Below are 16843 nucleotides of genomic sequence, written 5' to 3'. Positions count from 1 at the left end.
ATCATCTGACAACACAGCGCGGTTGTGGACGCTCAACGGGCAACTACTACAAGAATTCAAAGGGCATCAAAGCACAGTCTTAAGTGTGAGTTTCAGCCCGGACGGCAAAACCATCGCCACGGCATCAAAAGACAACACAGCGCGGTTGTGGACGCTCAACGGGCAACTGCTACAAGAATTCAAAGGGCATCAAAGCACAGTCTTAAGTGTGAGTTTCAGCCCGGACGGCAAAACCATCGCCACCGCATCATCTGACAACACAGCCCGGTTGTGGACGCTCAATGGACAACTGCTACAAGAATTCAAAGGGCATCAAAGCACAGTCTTAAGTGTGAGTTTCAGCCCGGACGGCAAAACCATCGCCACGGCATCAAAAGACAAGACAGCGCGGTTGTGGACGCTCAATGGACAACTGCTACAAGAATTCAAAGGGCATCAAAGCACAGTCTTAAGTGTGAGTTTCAGCCCGGACGGCAAAACCATCGCCACCGCATCATCTGACAACACAGCCCGGTTGTGGACGCTCAATGGACAACTGCTACAAGAATTCAAAGGGCATCAAAGCACAGTCTTAAGTGTGAGTTTCAGCCCGGACGGCAAAACCATCGCCACGGCATCAGATGACAAGACAGCGCGGTTGTGGACGCTCAACGGGCAACTGCTACAAGAATTCAAAGGGCATCAAGACTGGGTCAGAAGTGTGAGTTTCAGCCCGGACGGCAAAACCATCGCCACCGCATCATCTGACAACACAGCCCGGTTGTGGCCTGTGGAAAATTTAGACCAATTGCTGGTGCGGGGTTGCAATTGGCTGCATGATTATTTGCAGAATAACCCGAATTTGAGCGAGAGCGACAAGCGTCTGTGCGATGATATTAAGTGAAAGCCAAGCGATGCAACAAGCCAAGGAAACTTCTACGCACTTTGTAGAAGTTTCTCCAATACGGTTCGGTTAACGTTTTCATATTTTAAAGATCCCCCCAACCCCCCTTAAAAAGGGGGGCTTCTAAGCCTCAGTGTGTATAATAAACCTGATAGGCAAAACAGAGCGAAAAATTATGCATCGCCGGATTAACATCACCTTGCCAGATGAGACAATTGAACTAATCGATCGAGTCATTGAAAAAGGCGATCGCAGTAAATTCATTAACGAAGCTGTGCAATATTATATTGCTGAAAAAGCCTTAGTCAATCTTAGAGAACAATTAAAAGAGGGAGCCATCCAACGCGCAGAACGTGATTTGGGTTTAGTAGAAGAGTGGTTTGACTTGGAAGAAGAATTGTGCCACAGAAACGAAAAGTAAATTACCCCAAACGTGGTGAAGTATACTTAGTCAATTTCGATCCAACTATTGATGCAGAAATAAAAAAAACACGCCCAGCTTTAATCTTGCAAAATGATGTTTCTAACGAACATAGTCCGATCGCGGTTGTAGCTGCCATCACCTCAAAGTTTGCAGAACCTTTGTATCCCACTGAAGTGCTGATTAGAATACCAGAAAGCGGTTTAGAGGATGATTCGGTTGTACTTCTCAATCAGATTCGCTCAATTGACAAGCAAAGGCTAATTAAATGTTTGGGAATTCTGCACCCAGAAACGATCGCACAGGTAGATCGAGCAATTCAAATCAGCCTTGGCCTAGTGAAGCTTTGAGGCGATGTCTGGCGACAAGCCGCTTCTCTACAAGACGCTGCGCGTAGCTTGCTTCTCCATAGGAGTATGCGTCTACGCACCCTCTGGAATCATCTCAAGCGATCGCTGCCATCTCTTCTCTAACCCAATACGGTTCAGTTAAGGCTAAAACTCGTTGTCAAAGTCAATTTTTTAACGAACCGCCAAGGACGCAAAGGACGCAAAGAGAAGAAAGAAATGTTTAACTGGACTGTATTGTTCTCTAACCCCCTTCTCCTCTCATGGGGTGATGAAGTAAACTGATTTGCCATGCCATCATCAGCAATAAAACAAAACGTCAGTTGAGGTTTTTCATGGCATTAGAAGGGGTGATTTTAGATATTGATGGCACACTGGTTATAAGTAATGATGTTCATGCAAATTCTTGGGTAGAGGCATTTGCAGCTTATGACTTGGATGTGCCATTTGAAAAAGTTAGACCGCTCATGGGCATGGGTGGAGATCGACTTATTCCCAAAGTAGTGCCAGAATTAAATAGTGAAGAAGGAACTGGCAAAGCGATCGCAATTTACAACGATCCAGAAGATTTACTACAGCACTATGACTCTTCTATTCTGGGTGCAAATGCTTAAATCTTAAAAGAAGGAAGAAGGGTAGGCGATCGCAGTCGATTCATTAACGAAGCTGTGCAATATTATACTAATCAAAAAGCCTTAGTCAATCTTAGAGAACAGTTAAAAGAAGGAGCCATCCAACGGGCGGGACTTGATTTGAAGTTGGTGAAGTTTTGAGGCGATATCTGGTGAAAAGCTACTTTGCATCTGCGCTTCTTGCCACTTTTCTAGAAGACGCGATTAATCGCGTCTCTACTCCTTTAGCTCATACCTTAGTGTAATTCCTGATTACCTTGGCTAAATCTGGCACTGCTTCTTCTACGTGCTTCTTGGCTGAACCCCGAAGTTTTTCATAGGTTCCTCGCACGATTTGGCGGTTTGAGTTCTTGATTCTCGCATCGGTAACACCCAGTAGCGCGTCTGCTGTATCAGAGCGATTCGCACTCAGATATTCAACTGGATCGCCTTTCTCTATGCCTTTACTCCAGATGGGATCGAGAGCTGTAAAGCATTGCGGTAATATCTGCTCAACGACATGGGGAATATACCCTGGCTTAACCCCTTTCAAAGCAGCAAAGGCAGTTTTCAAAGCGATGCCGCTCATACCTGACTTCGATGCCAGCTGTCCTTCAATCATGTTGCAACAATCATCTATGACCATAGCCTTTTTGGTCGGGTTCAAAAGTCCGTCGCTAAGTCCCATTTCACTCTTCCTTATCTAAGTACTTAATTCTATTCGACTAATTTTTTTAGCAAGCAGGAAATTACAGAAAATGGTATCAGAGTTAGAGGATGTTGTGGATAAGCTGATACGCTTTTAGGCTGCATAGTTGAGAAGAGGCAGAGGGGCAGAGGGGCAGAGGGGAAAGACCTCTTATCTGCTGCCGTGAATCAGAGCGGAACATGGGGCTGAGTCCATCCACTTCTTAATAAGTGGTTCTTCGTACCCTACGGGAAGCTAGCGCAACAGTGAGGTTAATCCATTTTCTGTTTTATCCCCCCTGCTCCCCTGCCCTCCTGCTCCCCTGCCCTCCTACTCCCCTGCCCCCCTGCTCCCCTGCTCCCCTGCTCCCCTGCCCCCCTGCTCCCCTGCCCCCCTGCCCAAACTTAGGTTATCCCATCCTCCTGAGACCTAAGTTGCGTCTCTGGCTGATTTGAGCCAGCAGGTAGAACTTCATGTCTAGTTCCCGAAGCTCCATTTGGTGAATCTGGAGGATTTGAACCTCCTCGCTTCCCAGGTAATATAGCCTGAGCCAAGCTCTTAACCAAAATATAGAGGATTGGCACCAAGAACAAACTCAAGAACGTGGAAAGCAGCAGCCCCCCAAACAGTGCTGTTCCTAAAGACCAACGGCTGCTGGCTCCAGCCCCTTCAGAGATTACCAAGGGCAAAAATCCTAACAACGCTGCAAAGGATGTCATTAAGATCGGTCGCAAACGTTCTTGCCCCGCTTTCACCGCTGCCCTTGTGTAGCTCATACCCTGCTCATGCAGTTGATTGGCAAATTCCACGACTAAAATCGCGTTTTTCGCAGCTAGACCAATCAAAGTTACCAAACCTACTTGGCAATAGATATCATCCACCACTTTCGGGAAGAGGCTGCCTGCCATGAAAATATTGGAACGTAGCCAAATCGCTGTCATTGCTCCCAAGACTGCTAGGGGAACTGTCAGCAAAATAATAATCGGGTCAACGTAGCTTTCATACTGAGCCGCCAGCACCAGAAAGACAATAACGATCGCTAAACCAAAAATCAAGCCTGTAGCTCCCCCGGATGTTTTCTCTTGGAGATAAGTCCCTGTCCACTCATAACCAAAACCTTGAGGTAAGTTTTCTGCTGCTATTTGCTCCATCGCTTTAATCGCCTGTCCAGAACTAGCACCGGGAGCCGGAGCGCCCTGTACTTTAATTGACCTGTACAAGTTGTAATGGGCGATGGTTTTCGGCCCCACAAAGGGAGTAATTTTCACCAAACTGCTCAACGGAATCATTGCCCCACTGGCAGAGCGAACATACAGCTTGCCAATATCATCTGGATTAGAACGGAACACCCCGTCTGCTTGGACATATACCCGATACTGTCGCTGTCCCTGCACGAAGTTATTCACATATTGCGATCCCAGGTAAGTTTGCAATGCCCCAAAGATGTCGTTAATTTCGACATTGAGAGCTTTGGCTTGGTTGCGGTTTACCTGAATGTCAAATTGGGGAGTATCTGCGGTGAACTGAGTGAAGACTCCTTGGAGAGCAGGATTTTTACGTGCCGCCCCAATCACTTTTTGAGCAGCCTCAATTAAGGTTTCAATCGGCGCACTGCCGGTTTTGTCTTGAATGATAAACTCAAAACCACCCGTAGTACTTAATCCTCTCACTGGAGGAGCATTTACTGCGATCGCTCTGGCTTCTGTAATTGTAGAGAGCTTTTTGTTTAGTCTCTGAAGTATGCCATAAACAGATTGAGATTCTTCAGTTCTCTCTTTCCAGGGTTTCAGGTTAGCAAAGGCAATACCTAAATTAGAAGCATTGCCATCGAAACCAAAGCCACTGATCATAAAACTAGCTCTGACTTCGGGAGCCGATGTGACTTCTTTGACCACCTTGTCCATCACAGATTCGGTATATTTCAAAGAAACCCCGTCAGGCCCTTGGACAATGACAAAGAAGTAACCCTGATCTTCCTCTGGAATAAATCCGGTAGGTACTGCTCTGTACATCAAAACCGTTGCTAATAAACCAGTGACAAAAACGCCAATTACAATCGGCTTGATATGGGTAAGGTAGCTAACAAACCCGACATATCGGCGCGTGAACCAAGCAAATCCCCGATTAAACTGTGTAAAAAACCACCCCAAAGGGCCGCGTGGAGTCTGAGCAGGGCGCATGAGAATGGCTGCCATACTCGGAGAGAAGGTTAAGGCATTAAAGGTGGAGATGCCAATGGAGCAAGCAACAGTTAAGGCAAATTGTTTGTAAACAATCCCAGTAGTGCCCGGAATGAATGCAACTGGAATAAATACCGCCATGAGTACAAGTGAAGTGGCAATAATGGCCCCAGTTAACTCCTTCATGGCTTCGACAGCCGCTTCAAAGGGTCTCATACCCTGCTCTAGTTTGACTGCAACTGCCTCGACCACAATAATCGCATCATCCACGACGATCCCGATCGCGAGAACGAAACCAAATAAGGTCAGTGTATTAATTTGAAATCCTAAAACCAACAGAGCCGCACACGTCCCAATCAAGGAAACGGGGATCGCTACAGTCGGAATGATTGTGGTACGCCAGTCTTGTAAAAAGACAAAAATTACCAAGACCACTAGCACAATCGCCTCAACCAGAGTGTGCAGAACTTCTTCTAAAGAAATTTCTACAAACGGAGTGGTATCAAATGCCAGCTGGGCTTTGAGTCCAGGTGGAAAACTTTTCTCTAATATCTTGATCTGTTCTTCAACAGCATGAGCAACCTTGAGGGCATTACTACCCGGAAGTTGATATATCCCCAAACCCACGGCTGCCTTGGGCGCATTTCCTGGGATGGTGAATTTGGCATCAGCCAGATAGTTCTCTGCTCCTAGTTCAACTCGACCGACATCTCTGACTTTAACTAGAATGCTACTAGTGGGGTTATTAGTAGTGCTATTAGTGCCAGTTGGACTTACCTTTAGCACCATATCCTCAAATTCAGCCGCATCTTTGAATCGACTGGTTGCCCGTAAAGCAAATTCAAAGCTTTGATTATCTGGTGCTGGTTCCTTACCAATCGCCCCTGCACCCACTTGAATATTTTGTTGTTGCAGGGCAGCTGTCACATCTTGCGGAGTTAGTTGATGTTGGGCAAGCTTGTTGGGATCGAGCCAGAGACGCATGGCATATTTGCGTTCCCCAAAAACCCTGGCACTTCCTACACCAGGAAGCCGTTTGATCTGATCGAAAATATACAGATCGACATAGTTGCTGATAAAAATGTTGTCATACTCATTATTTTCTGAGTAAAACCCATAGACAAGCAGCAAACTGCTCGATGCCGTTTCAACTGTCACACCTGTTCGTTGAACAGTATCTGGCAATTGAGGTGAAGCCAGTGCTTCTTTATTCTGAACGTTTACTTGAGCAATATCGCTATTGACATTAGTTGGAAAGGAGACAGTTATATTGCTCGAACCATCATTACCCGTATTAGAAGATATATAAGATACATCTTTAACACCATTAATTTGTCGCTCAATAATGTTGGTGACAGTATTTTCTGTTGTTTGAGCATCCGCACCAATATTGTTGGAGCTAACAGTAATTTGCACTGGGGCAAGGTCTGGTAGCTGAGAAATGGGAAGAATCGGTATACAGATGCTTCCCAGCAGCAAGATGATGAACGTGCAGACCGTCGTCAGCACTGGCCGTCTGATGAAGGTATTGACAAACATAAATCAAGGAATAAAGGAAAGTTTTCAGACTGGTTAGGAACGTAGTAGCTTTTTCTTAATATAAGGATTTATTAAGGCTTAATGTTAGATATTTTCTTTTTCCTATACTCCGTGTGGGAATGCATACATTTATGCTGATGACTGAATGTATCATTAAAGGCAGAGTCGGCAAAGCTTATAATTAACCGTTCCCATGTTTTGCATGGGAACGAGTCAAGTCTTATCAAGCTAGGTTTTTAGAACTTGTGTGTATACCGTAGCTTGTTGAGAAGGCTTCTAATTATCTTTGCCATTACTCGAAAAATTTAACAATTGATCGTCATTGACCCAAATTGCTTGTTGAGGTACAGAGATGGAAATTCCAGCTTCGTCTAGGGCAACTTTTAGGCGGCGGCGAAGTTCGCGTGCGACATCCCATTGTTTGAGGGGCTGTGTTTTAATCCAGACACGAATAATCAAACCGCGATCGCCAAATTGATCTATTCCCAAAACTTGCGGCGGTTCCAAAATTTGACTCTGCCATTGCATTTCTTGATTCATCTTATCGGCAATAGTTGCAATCAAGTTCAAAGCCTTTTCTGTATCGGCTTGGTAGGCGATGGGAATTGTTAAATCGGCTCGCGACCAACGACTAGAAAGATTGGCAACAACTTTAATTTCACCATTGGGAATCGTGATTAAGCGCCCTTCAGAATCCCGCACTTGGGTCATCCGCAGATTCAGATTTTCTACTAAGCCTCCCACGTTTCCCACATTAATCACATCGCCTAAAGCATACTGGTCTTCTAAAATGATCAAAAAACCGTTAATCGCATCTTTAATTAAGTTTTGCGATGCCAAAGACAATGCAACACCAACTAAACTAGCACCCGCCAGTAAGGGAACGATATCTATCCCCAAGGATACCAGCGCTATCAAGAAACCTACTCCTACCCAGATAGCAGTAGTGATACTTTTAGTGACACCAGAAAATGTGGAAACTCGCAATTGCAGCCGTGCAGAACTTTCTGGAGTGAGGAAAGCACCACTGCTAATCAGAGTGGAGGCGAAGCGGTCAATTAGGGCGTAGGTCAAACGAATTGCTACATAGGTTGCCAGGCATACGACACCTAATCGCAAAGGAAATTGGGCAGCTATGAGAATTGCTACCTGAAAACCTCGTGTATAGGGAAATAAACCCAAAATAAAGAAGCTACCACCTCCCCAAATTCCGGCTTGACTGAGCTGAAACAATCGTCTCTTGGCTTCTTGGAGATGTAGCTGCTGCCGTTGATTTAGTTGTGTTGTAATTGCTTGATCTGCTGGTTTTGGGTAGTTGAAGAGTTCCCTTTGGGGTTGGGAGGCAATGGAGTTTTCTAAATCCTTTTGGGAACGCCGCTGCCAGCTATATACCCCCCAACTCATGACAATCATTCCTAGTCCGATACCGCCAGCAATTTTACCTTGGTCGATTAAAGATTGAATTTGCCTTTCTTGCTTGGCTTGTTGCAAGTCTTCTTCTAACGATTCTTTGACTTGATTTGCCGATGTCGATACATCTACCTGTCGCAGTCCCGCATCTTCAGAAGTAACGGTCATCAGATATTGACCGTTGACATAAATTACTGGTAATTCGTTTACTTTGCGAACATCTACCTTGACTGGTGTGTTTGCTGGTGATTGAAAATAATTTTGACCAATTTTCTCCAACTTCTTTTGAATATCTTCTGAACGCTCAGGAAAATTGGTTCTTGTTGCCGCTATTTGAAATAACCGACGACCATCTAAATAAATCCAGCCCGAAACAACTCTGTTATCTGAATCATTACTAATACTGCTGGGAGCTTGCAATTGCGGTACAAAAGGAATCTGGGCTGTGGCTTTTGGCACAGATACAACGCCTATAGCCATTGAACTGGCGATGCCTACGGCGGGCAAAGCCAACGCCAAAAATTGAAAGCGCACTTAAACACCTCCTTGAATAAAATCTACTGGTGACTACTTCTATCGCTATCCTCCGCAATAACTTTGGGTAGATGTACCTATCTAAAGTTGAGGTTTTCCCTTTAGACAATGAAATTTTCATGTTTTTTTGTTTGTCTTCTATCTTTCGACAGATGACAAGATACTGAAAATCAACAGGTAAGGCTGATTAGAATATTACTCTTACCAAAGATAAAACAAAAAGGAAGAAGCTGACGATGAAGTTGACATTAGGGTAATCAAACGTCAAGCTAGTTTTGAGGACTGTTGACTAGTGATTTGCTTTCATACAAGCAAAAATCACCAGTTGTACAATAACCTAGTAGAGTGCGTAAAATTTACGTAGCTTTTTTAATTTTTTGAGGTAACTTTTGATGACCGCAACTTCTCCCCGATTAAAGCACGAGGTTAAAGACCTCGGCCTAGCTGCCTTGGGAAGACAGCGCATTGAATGGGCTGGACGCGAAATGCCAGTTTTGAAGCAAATCCGCGATCGCTTTGCTATCGAAAAGCCCTTCGCTGGTTTACGCCTTGTAGCTTGTGCCCACATTACAACAGAAACAGCACATTTGGCGATCGCTCTGAAAGCCGGTGGTGCAGATGCGCTTTTAATTGCTAGCAATCCCTTATCAACACAAGATGACGTAGCTGCTAGCCTCGTCGTCGATCATGAAATTCCCGTCTTTGCTCAAAAAGGCGAAGATAACGAAACTTATAACCGCCACGTCCAAATAGCTTTAGATCATCGCCCCAACATTATTGTTGATGACGGTAGCGATGTAGTTGCGGCTTTAATCCAACACCGCCAACACCAAATCGCTGATTTGATTGGTAGCACCGAAGAAACCACCACTGGTATTGTGCGCCTACGCGCCATGTTTAGAGAAGGCGTTCTCACCTTCCCCGCAGTCAACGTCAACGACGCCGACACCAAGCACTTCTTTGATAATCGCTATGGTACTGGGCAATCAACCCTAGATGGCATTATCCGCGCCACAAATATTTTGTTGGCTGGTAAAAACATTGTCGTCGTCGGTTATGGCTGGTGTGGTAAAGGTACAGCCCTCCGCGCCCGTGGGATGGGTGCTAACGTCATCGTCACCGAAATCGACCCCATCAAGGCAATTGAAGCCGTAATGGATGGCTTCCGCGTCCTGCCAATGGCTAAAGCTGCACCAGAAGGTGATATCTTTATCACTGTGACAGGTAACAAGCACGTCGTTCGTGGTGAACACTTCGATGTCATGAAAGACGGTGCGATCGTTTGTAACTCCGGTCACTTTGACTTGGAACTTGATTTGAAATACTTGGCTGCACAAGCTAAGGAAGTCAAAGAAGTTCGTCCTTTCACCGAAGAATACAAGTTGAAAAATGGTAAATCAGTTGTCGTTCTTGGACAAGGACGCTTGATTAACCTAGCTGCGGCTGAAGGACACCCCAGCGCGGTAATGGATATGAGTTTTGCCAACCAAGCTTTGGCTTGTGAATTCTTGGTGAAGAATAAGGGTAAGTTGGAACCTGGTTTGCACTCAATCCCTGTTGAAGTCGATCAAGAAATTGCTCGGTTGAAGTTGCAGGCTATTGGTATCACGATTGATAGCCTAACACCCGATCAAATTGAGTACATCAATTCTTGGACTTCAGGAACTTGATACATTGATTAATTGATTTTTTGGGGGATAGGCGTTTTGCTTATCCCTTTTTTTTGTGTTTCGTGCGAAGAGGTAAAGGAAGATAGGTAATATTTTTTATACTATAATCTGCTAATACGATATATTACATCATGCTTAGAAATTTTATTATGAAACAACTTAAGCAAGCAGTCCGGCAAGCCATATCAGAAGCCAAAAATATACGCATCATGAATCGTTAGGAGGATGCCAATTTAAACTAATCCAAATTGCTCTAGCTTGTACAATATCTTCATTGTTTAACCTTAAAGCTAAAACCGTTGCCCTTGCACAAGCAGTAATCCCAATAATATGAGTACCACCATTTGCCCACTGAAAATGATCTAACCATCTTTGTTGGCGAGGATTAAACAAAGATACAGATTCATTAGTGACAGGATCATTAGCAGTTATTTTTGCTCCTTTAAATTCATTACAGCGATAACAACAAGCAGATAAATTTTCTCGTTCATCACTTCCCCCTAATGAACTAGGCAAAATATGATCCATAATTAAAGGCATACCTATTAAACGGCTAGACGTGCGACAGTATTCACATCTGTATCCAGCCTCATTAATAACTTGTTGACGAACCGATTTGGGGATAGATGACACTGGGATTAATCTACTAATTGCTGAAAGTCTGGAATAGAATAACCTTTCCATTTTAAAAGTGCATAAGAGTATGCTTTTTTTAGCATTAAATAATCAGCACTTACTCGGAGCGATCGCAACAATAATCTATCTGATTCACTTAATTGATGATTTTGATTTTTATCTAAAAGTTGTAAATGCAGTTCTTGTTGAGTTTCTGGAATTTGACTTTGACCAACAGTTAATAATTCCTCAATCGTTAATTCTTGCATAGCAATTAATTCACCTTGTAATTCCAAAGGTGCATAATCAACAGCAGGAGGAACATTTGTTTGGTTAGTCATAAATTTTATAATAATTACTTAATTTCTAGTATAGCTTATTAGTTATTTATGATAAATGTATATTTACTTGTCTTCGACTCAAAACGAGAAGTGTTATTGCAATGGATACCTTAGATAATTATCGCGAAATCATTCAAAAAATATTAAACGAATACGCTCAACTACCCTATGCTTACGGAGAGCTAGAAAGACAACTAATTATAGACCAAACCGCTAACCATTACCTACTACTAACACTAGGCTGGGAAAATAATCAAGGCGTGCATAGTTGCTTAGTCCATATTGACATTATCAACGGCAAAATCTGGATTCAAAGAGACGGTACAGAATATGGTATAGCCAACGAACTTGTTAACGCTGGTATTCCTAAAAATCAAATTGTTCTCGCCTTCCAACCACCCGATATCAGACAGTATACTGAATTTGCTGTTACTTAATTAAGTCTAAAAAATACTGCTAAAGCTGCAATAGTAGTTGCTACAACTTAAAACCCTATGAACGTGGTGTACCCCTACTTTTATACTTCATTTACCTGAATAGGCTGTAACTAATTCGTAATTGGGCATTGCTTATTTTTCCTTTTCCCCATTCCCTTTGATTTGAATTTGCTCTAAACTCGACCTGAACGCAGCTTTATCAGCTCGTGAAGAATGATTAACAAAAACGAGTATAGACAAACATGATAAAAATGCTAGCTGAAAACTTGATAGGAATTGAGACAAGCTTACAAATTAATTGGGTTTGGCTAAATGCCAGCTTACAGTTTGCTAGTTGGGCACTCTTCTCACTTTTACTTGCTGAGATATTGAGAGACAGCTATCATGCTTTGTGTCACCAAGTCAATTGGCTTGCTAAATGGCACAACAAGCACCACATGGCTTATCGCCGCGATTTATCGATAGTTTCTCTGAAAGTTTACCAAGAATCGCAGCTTTATCACGACATTTTAGAGTCGAGTCTACTGCTGGTGGTATTGGTAGTTGTTGCCTTAATTGTGCAGCAAATGGGGTTATGGCTGGGCGTAGCTTACGCTTGCACCTTTTTGTATGGCGCGTCTGTGCGATATTTTCAAGGAAAAATTGATACAGATTACAACCACCTACCCGGCCCTTTAGAGACAATTCCATCCATTTGGTGGGTGAATCGGTCTTACCATTGGCGACATCATTTTGATGATGTTAACGCCTACTACAGTGGCGTCTTTCCCTTAGTTGATAAAATTTTGGGTACAGGACTGTCTTTCAAAGGTAAAACCATCGCTTTAACCGGAGCATCAGGAGCGTTGGGGCAAGCGTTGGCGGCTGAACTTGTCAAGAATAATGCTAAAGTCGTGGCATTAACCACTAATCCAGAAAAATTAGTAGAGCAAGTTGGGGTAAAGGTGGTTTCCTGGCAGTTGGGCAATGAAGCCAATCTGAAGGATAGTTTAGAAAAAGTAGATATTTTAATTATCAATCATGGAGTCAATGTCTACGCCAGCCGCACATCGGAGGCTATCATTTCCTCTTATGAAGTCAATACCTTTTCAGCATTGCGGTTGATAGATATATTTTTGACAACTGTAACAGGGCCACAAGCAAAAGCAACCAAGGAAATTTGGGTAAACACTTCTGAGGCTGAGGTTTCTCCAGCACTGAGTCCGCTTTATGAACTCAGCAAAAGAGCGCTAGGAGATATTGTTACGCTCAAGCGTTTGGATGGGGATTGTGTAATTCGCAAGTTAATTCTTGGCCCGTTTAAGAGTCAACTGAATCCTTATGGAGTGATGTCTGCACAGCAAGTTGCTCGTGCAATCTTATTTTTGGCACGGCGTGACTTCCGAAATATTATTGTGGCAATAAATCCTCTCACCTATCTGCTGTTTCCCTTAAAGGAAACTAGTACGTCGCTATACTATCGACTCTTCAGCCGGACAGCGAAAAGCGAATAATAGTTACGCAAACAATAGTCGAAAAAAATGATTTTCAGGTAGTAGTTTGTCAAGCTTAAATTGATAGGTAAGCAAGTTTGTGGTAAGGACTTTAGTTTTTATTTTCTAAGCACTAAAGTGCTTACTACAAACCCTCAAAAGTGAAAGTGAGCGCCTTAGCCTTGCAATAGTTTTGACAAGCAAGGGCGCAGGCGATCGCTAAATTAAAACAGAATTTGGATAAACTTGAGAAAGCGATCGTTTTTTAACAGCCATCATCCGAACTCCACCATTAGGAGCAAGGGTAAATCCGCGTCGTTGCAATTTAATAGGTTTATTTTCTACTAAGGTAAGTTGATAATTGGATAAAACTGTTGCAAGGACTAATTTGATTTCTAACTGAGCCAGGGCATACCCTAAACAGCGCCGAATTCCGCCACCAAAAGGAATAAACTCCCAAGGGGAATACTGGCGTTCTAAAAAACGTTCGGGATTAAATTGTTGAGGATTAGGATATAAGTCTTCCCGGTGATGCAGAAGGTAGATACTTGGCATTAAAGTTGTATTAGGAGGAAACTGATATCCTGCAATATTTATGGATGATTTGGTAATCCGTGGGAAAAGCACTGGCAAGACTGGATACATCCGCAGGGTTTCTTGGCAAACTGCGCTTAAGTAAGGAAGCTGGGCAATTTCCATCGGGTTCGGATTTTCTCCCAAGCTGTCGAGTTCCTGCTGCAATTTTAAGAGAACATCTGAATTTCGGTGAATTTGATAGAAAGCCCACGCTAGGGTTGTTGCTGTAGTTTCATGTCCAGCAAATAAAATTGTGATCAATTCATCTTTTAATTCATCGTCGGTCATTGCTTGCCCATTTTCATCCCGTGCTGCCATCATCAAGCTTAGAACGTCACCCTGGCTTTGATTGCTCTTTGTTCTTTTCTCTTCAATTTCTGCTTGAAGTAGCTGATGAATATGGCTTTGTCTACTTTTCATCTGCCCCCAAGGAGTCCATTTTCCCCAATCTTGTTGTAAGAATGGCAAAAATAGCATACTGGAGCGCAAAGGAGAATCAGTCATATCCAACCAACTAGTAAGTAGAGGTAAAATTAGTTGATAGCGTTCCCCTTCACTTAAACCGAAGACAATTTGTAAAATTACTTCTAGACTAACTTTCTGCATGGCAGAACGAGCCACAAAAGGTTGACCGATTTGCCATTGACTGGCGATTTGCTCGGTAATTAAGCAGATTTGTTGAGCATAAGTCTGTAGCCTTTCTCCATGAAAGGGGGGCATTAATAATTTTCGTTCTCGTCGATGGCGGGCACCATCCATTAACATGAGAGAATTTCGCCCAATCAAAGGTTCTGCAATTTTATTACCACGACCAATATCAAATTTAGAATCTTGACTGAAAATTTCTTGAATGGCTTGGGGATGGCTAAGAATTACATAAGAACCGAGTCCACTCAGTCGCATGGAAAAAATATCTCCATACTCTTGATTACACTTTTTCTGAAATCCAATCGGATCGGCAATCCATTCGAGCAGTTGCCACCACGAAGGGCTAGTAATGCGATTCGGTAATTGACTCAGCATAATATTTACCTGTGATTCCACTTGATAATCTTCAACAAATACACCCATTATCCCTGAGTAACCGTATTTAGGGACTGGCTCATAACCGTATTTATTAAGCTATCTAGCAAGCGATCGCGCGATCAAGATGTAAGTTCTTTTCCATACAACATTTCTTGTGAAATCACGTAAGATACCAGCGAACCAAAAAAAATATGAGCCATTGCTTCTGGGTCGGTGATTCCTAATTCTGGATGAGATACGAAATACTGACTCAGCATTTGCCGACCGCGTAGCACAACGGTTTGAGTATAAAGTTTGGCTAGTTCTGGAAAGTTTTGTGACTCGGTAATAATCAAACGCAACAATGCCAAATAATCGGGATTATCAGCGACTTCGGTTAAATAAATTTTAGCAATTTGACGCAACAAAATTGCTGGTTCACCATGCAATTGTTCTGTGCAAAAAATACTTTGAAAACAAGCGAGCGTCAACCGTTCTATCAACGCTTTAAATAGCTCTTCTTTATCTTGAAAGTGACTGCATATTGTTTGGTTAGATACTCCAGCCGCCGCGCTAACACGATTCATACTTGTTTTAGCGTAACCCTCCTGCAAAAATACCTGTATAGCTCCTTGCAAGATTTGCTCCTGCTTTGGAGCGATCGCAGGTAAAGGATTTTCTAGTTGGAAAGTATGGTTTATAGGCATCAAGAGTAAATTTTTTGACGTATATCTTGTATTGTCATACTAGACAGTCTAGTGTATTGACACATAATTTAGAATGTTCAATTCTCTTAGACAAAATATTTTTCACAATCCAGGGTGCTACTATGACTCAGACTATCCCAACATCCCCGGAAAATCTCAAAGATGCAGTATCGAAGCAGCAAAGCCGCAAGAAACCGATCCTTTTAACGATCGGGGTGCTGCTGGTGGTGGGTGGCATTGGCTACGCGGTGTGGCGCTCTCAACCGCAAGTATCGGCAAATATACTGCAAGTTAGCGGACGGATTGAGGGTTATGAAACCGAGATTGGGATCAAGCGTTCTGGGAGAATTGAGACAATTGCCGTGCGGGAAGGGGCAGCGGTTAAAAAGGGGCAAGAGTTAATTAAGTTAGACGACATAGACGATCGATTGCTGCAACAACAGTTGCTTGGTACTCAAGCGAGAGTGACATCTGCTAGGTATGATGAACAGCAAGCAGTTTCAGATGTAGAGCGAGTCACTAGAGAAATTCAAGAAATTAACAGCCAAATTAACGAAGCAAAACTTAATTTGCAGCAGTCTCAAGGAGATACCCAAGGAAGAATTGAGCAAGCACAAGCAAATGTCGCAGCAGCCAAAGCCACTTTGGTGCAAGCACAAGCGCAAGTTAAACAGGCAGCAGCAGAAGTTAATTTAGCAAAAATCAACCGCGATCGCTATGCCCAATTGGTAAAAGAAGGGGCGGTAAATCAACAACAATTCGATCAAGCCCAAACTACTCTAGATACTGCGATCGCAACCCTAGAAGCACGACAGGCAGCAGTTAATGCCGAACGCCAGCAATTACAGGCTACATCAGGAGCGTTAACTCAAGTTAAAACTACAGGTTTCAATCCTGACATTCGCAATGCCCAGTTAACAGCGTTAGTCAGAAAGCAGCAGCAAAGTTATGCTCAACTTAAATCTGCACAGGCGAAAGTTAACTCTGCACGTGCCAAAGTCAAAGATGCCCAAGCATCAAATCAGCAAATCCTCACCCAGATTGCAGACTCCAAAAAAGATTTAAATGTAGTTAGTCCCTTAGATGGAGTAGTTACAGCCCGGAGTGTCGAACCAGGTGCAATAGTTAGCAGTCAGACTAATATTTTGACAATTGTTGACCCCAAAACAGTGTATTTTAGAGGTTTTATTCCCGAAGGTGATATTGGCAGAGTGCGTCTAGGGCAAACAACAAAAATCTTCATTGATTCTGCACCAGAGAAACCATTAGAAGGTAAAGTCATTGCGATCGATCCGCAAGCTTCATTTACACCAGAAAATATTTACTTTCAAAAAGATCGAGTCAGACAAGTAGTAGGAATTCGGATCAAAGTTCAAAACCCTGATAGCTGCTTTAACCCTGAAAATC

General features: G+C 43.1%; 15 protein-coding genes. 8 read left to right on the top strand and 7 right to left on the bottom strand.

Going from position 1 to position 16843, the window contains the following annotated elements; translation table 11 throughout:
* The 4 genes from AC1F2U_RS33450 to AC1F2U_RS33435 form a co-directional block, all read left to right on the top strand.
* A partial coding sequence (locus tag AC1F2U_RS33450; RefSeq protein WP_480265048.1) for a WD40 repeat domain-containing protein occupies positions 1–883 on the top strand: 883 nt, incomplete at its 5' end.
* A gap of 175 nt (positions 884–1058) precedes the next feature.
* Positions 1059–1304: a hypothetical protein gene (locus tag AC1F2U_RS33445; protein WP_480265047.1), complete on the top strand. Its 246-nt coding sequence runs from the start codon at positions 1059–1061 to the stop codon at positions 1302–1304.
* Entirely contained in the window at positions 1283–1654 is a 372-nt protein-coding gene (locus AC1F2U_RS33440) for a type II toxin-antitoxin system PemK/MazF family toxin (RefSeq protein ID WP_480265046.1), read from the top strand. The genes AC1F2U_RS33445 and AC1F2U_RS33440 overlap by 22 nt, the downstream gene beginning before the upstream one ends.
* Positions 1655–1986: 332 nt before the next feature.
* Positions 1987–2265 carry an HAD family hydrolase gene (locus AC1F2U_RS33435; protein ID WP_480265045.1) on the top strand — a complete coding sequence of 93 codons (279 nt, stop codon included), beginning with the start codon at positions 1987–1989 and terminating at the stop codon, positions 2263–2265.
* 247 nt (positions 2266–2512) lie between these two features.
* Here AC1F2U_RS33435 and AC1F2U_RS33430 read toward each other — a convergent pair whose 3' ends face one another.
* The 3 genes from AC1F2U_RS33430 to AC1F2U_RS33420 all read right to left on the bottom strand — a co-directional run bounded on the left by AC1F2U_RS33430 (position 2513) and on the right by AC1F2U_RS33420 (position 8613).
* Positions 2513–2950: a DUF6918 family protein gene (locus AC1F2U_RS33430; protein WP_480265044.1), complete on the bottom strand. Its 438-nt coding sequence runs from the start codon at positions 2948–2950 to the stop codon at positions 2513–2515.
* 404 nt (positions 2951–3354) lie between these two features.
* Positions 3355–6669 (bottom strand): efflux RND transporter permease subunit, encoded by a 3315-nt coding sequence (locus tag AC1F2U_RS33425; protein WP_480265043.1) that lies wholly within the window; start codon positions 6667–6669, stop codon positions 3355–3357.
* A gap of 276 nt (positions 6670–6945) precedes the next feature.
* The gene (locus tag AC1F2U_RS33420) at positions 6946–8613 is read right to left on the bottom strand and encodes a mechanosensitive ion channel family protein (RefSeq protein ID WP_480265042.1); all 1668 of its coding nucleotides are present in this window, start codon (positions 8611–8613) and stop codon (positions 6946–6948) included.
* Positions 8614–9005: 392 nt separating this feature from the next.
* On the opposite strand from AC1F2U_RS33420, the gene ahcY reads away from it, so the two are divergent.
* Positions 9006–10283: an adenosylhomocysteinase gene (gene ahcY, locus AC1F2U_RS33415; protein ID WP_480265041.1), complete on the top strand. Its 1278-nt coding sequence runs from the start codon at positions 9006–9008 to the stop codon at positions 10281–10283.
* Between the two features lie 207 nt (positions 10284–10490).
* Here ahcY and AC1F2U_RS33410 read toward each other — a convergent pair whose 3' ends face one another.
* Complete coding sequence (locus AC1F2U_RS33410) at positions 10491–10916, bottom strand: HNH endonuclease (protein WP_480265040.1); 426 nt, start codon at positions 10914–10916, stop codon at positions 10491–10493.
* A 5-nt stretch (positions 10917–10921) separates the two neighbouring features.
* Positions 10922–11239: a hypothetical protein gene (locus tag AC1F2U_RS33405; protein WP_480265039.1), complete on the bottom strand. Its 318-nt coding sequence runs from the start codon at positions 11237–11239 to the stop codon at positions 10922–10924.
* Positions 11240–11340: 101 nt separating this feature from the next.
* Between AC1F2U_RS33405 and AC1F2U_RS33400 the strand changes: the two genes are divergently transcribed.
* Positions 11341–11676, top strand: a complete 336-nt coding sequence (locus tag AC1F2U_RS33400) for an element excision factor XisI family protein (RefSeq protein ID WP_480265038.1) — start codon at positions 11341–11343, stop codon at positions 11674–11676.
* Positions 11677–11918: 242 nt separating this feature from the next.
* Positions 11919–13169 (top strand): bifunctional sterol desaturase/short chain dehydrogenase, encoded by a 1251-nt coding sequence (locus AC1F2U_RS33395; RefSeq protein WP_480265037.1) that lies wholly within the window; start codon positions 11919–11921, stop codon positions 13167–13169.
* 198 nt (positions 13170–13367) lie between these two features.
* Here AC1F2U_RS33395 and AC1F2U_RS33390 read toward each other — a convergent pair whose 3' ends face one another.
* Together AC1F2U_RS33390 and AC1F2U_RS33385 are read right to left on the bottom strand one after the other, a co-directional pair.
* Positions 13368–14747 carry a cytochrome P450 gene (locus AC1F2U_RS33390; RefSeq protein WP_480265049.1) on the bottom strand — a complete coding sequence of 460 codons (1380 nt, stop codon included), beginning with the start codon at positions 14745–14747 and terminating at the stop codon, positions 13368–13370.
* A 122-nt stretch (positions 14748–14869) separates the two neighbouring features.
* A complete protein-coding gene (locus AC1F2U_RS33385; protein WP_480265036.1) occupies positions 14870–15436 on the bottom strand; it encodes a TetR/AcrR family transcriptional regulator in 567 nt (188 codons plus the stop codon).
* A gap of 122 nt (positions 15437–15558) precedes the next feature.
* On the opposite strand from AC1F2U_RS33385, the gene AC1F2U_RS33380 reads away from it, so the two are divergent.
* Positions 15559–16843: HlyD family secretion protein (locus tag AC1F2U_RS33380; protein ID WP_480265035.1), on the top strand; the 1285-nt coding region annotated here is incomplete at its 3' end.

The organism is Nostoc sp. LEGE 12454, assembly GCF_056620565.1.
Note: the sequence above shows the minus strand (reverse complement) of the source record. Positions and strands in the feature narration are given on the sequence as shown.

Excerpts from the sequence above, each read along its gene's own strand:
- AC1F2U_RS33445 (WP_480265047.1), top strand. The coding sequence starts at position 1,059 with ATGCATCGCCGGATTAACATCACCTTGCCAGATGAGACAATTGAACTA.
- AC1F2U_RS33435 (WP_480265045.1), top strand. The coding sequence starts at position 1,987 with ATGGCATTAGAAGGGGTGATTTTAGATATTGATGGCACACTGGTTATA.
- AC1F2U_RS33430 (WP_480265044.1), bottom strand. The coding sequence starts at position 2,950 with ATGGGACTTAGCGACGGACTTTTGAACCCGACCAAAAAGGCTATGGTC.
- AC1F2U_RS33425 (WP_480265043.1), bottom strand. The coding sequence starts at position 6,669 with ATGTTTGTCAATACCTTCATCAGACGGCCAGTGCTGACGACGGTCTGC.
- ahcY (WP_480265041.1), top strand. The coding sequence starts at position 9,006 with ATGACCGCAACTTCTCCCCGATTAAAGCACGAGGTTAAAGACCTCGGC.
- AC1F2U_RS33405 (WP_480265039.1), bottom strand. The coding sequence starts at position 11,239 with ATGACTAACCAAACAAATGTTCCTCCTGCTGTTGATTATGCACCTTTG.
- AC1F2U_RS33400 (WP_480265038.1), top strand. The coding sequence starts at position 11,341 with ATGGATACCTTAGATAATTATCGCGAAATCATTCAAAAAATATTAAAC.
- AC1F2U_RS33395 (WP_480265037.1), top strand. The coding sequence starts at position 11,919 with ATGATAAAAATGCTAGCTGAAAACTTGATAGGAATTGAGACAAGCTTA.
- AC1F2U_RS33390 (WP_480265049.1), bottom strand. The coding sequence starts at position 14,747 with ATGCTGAGTCAATTACCGAATCGCATTACTAGCCCTTCGTGGTGGCAA.
- AC1F2U_RS33385 (WP_480265036.1), bottom strand. The coding sequence starts at position 15,436 with ATGCCTATAAACCATACTTTCCAACTAGAAAATCCTTTACCTGCGATC.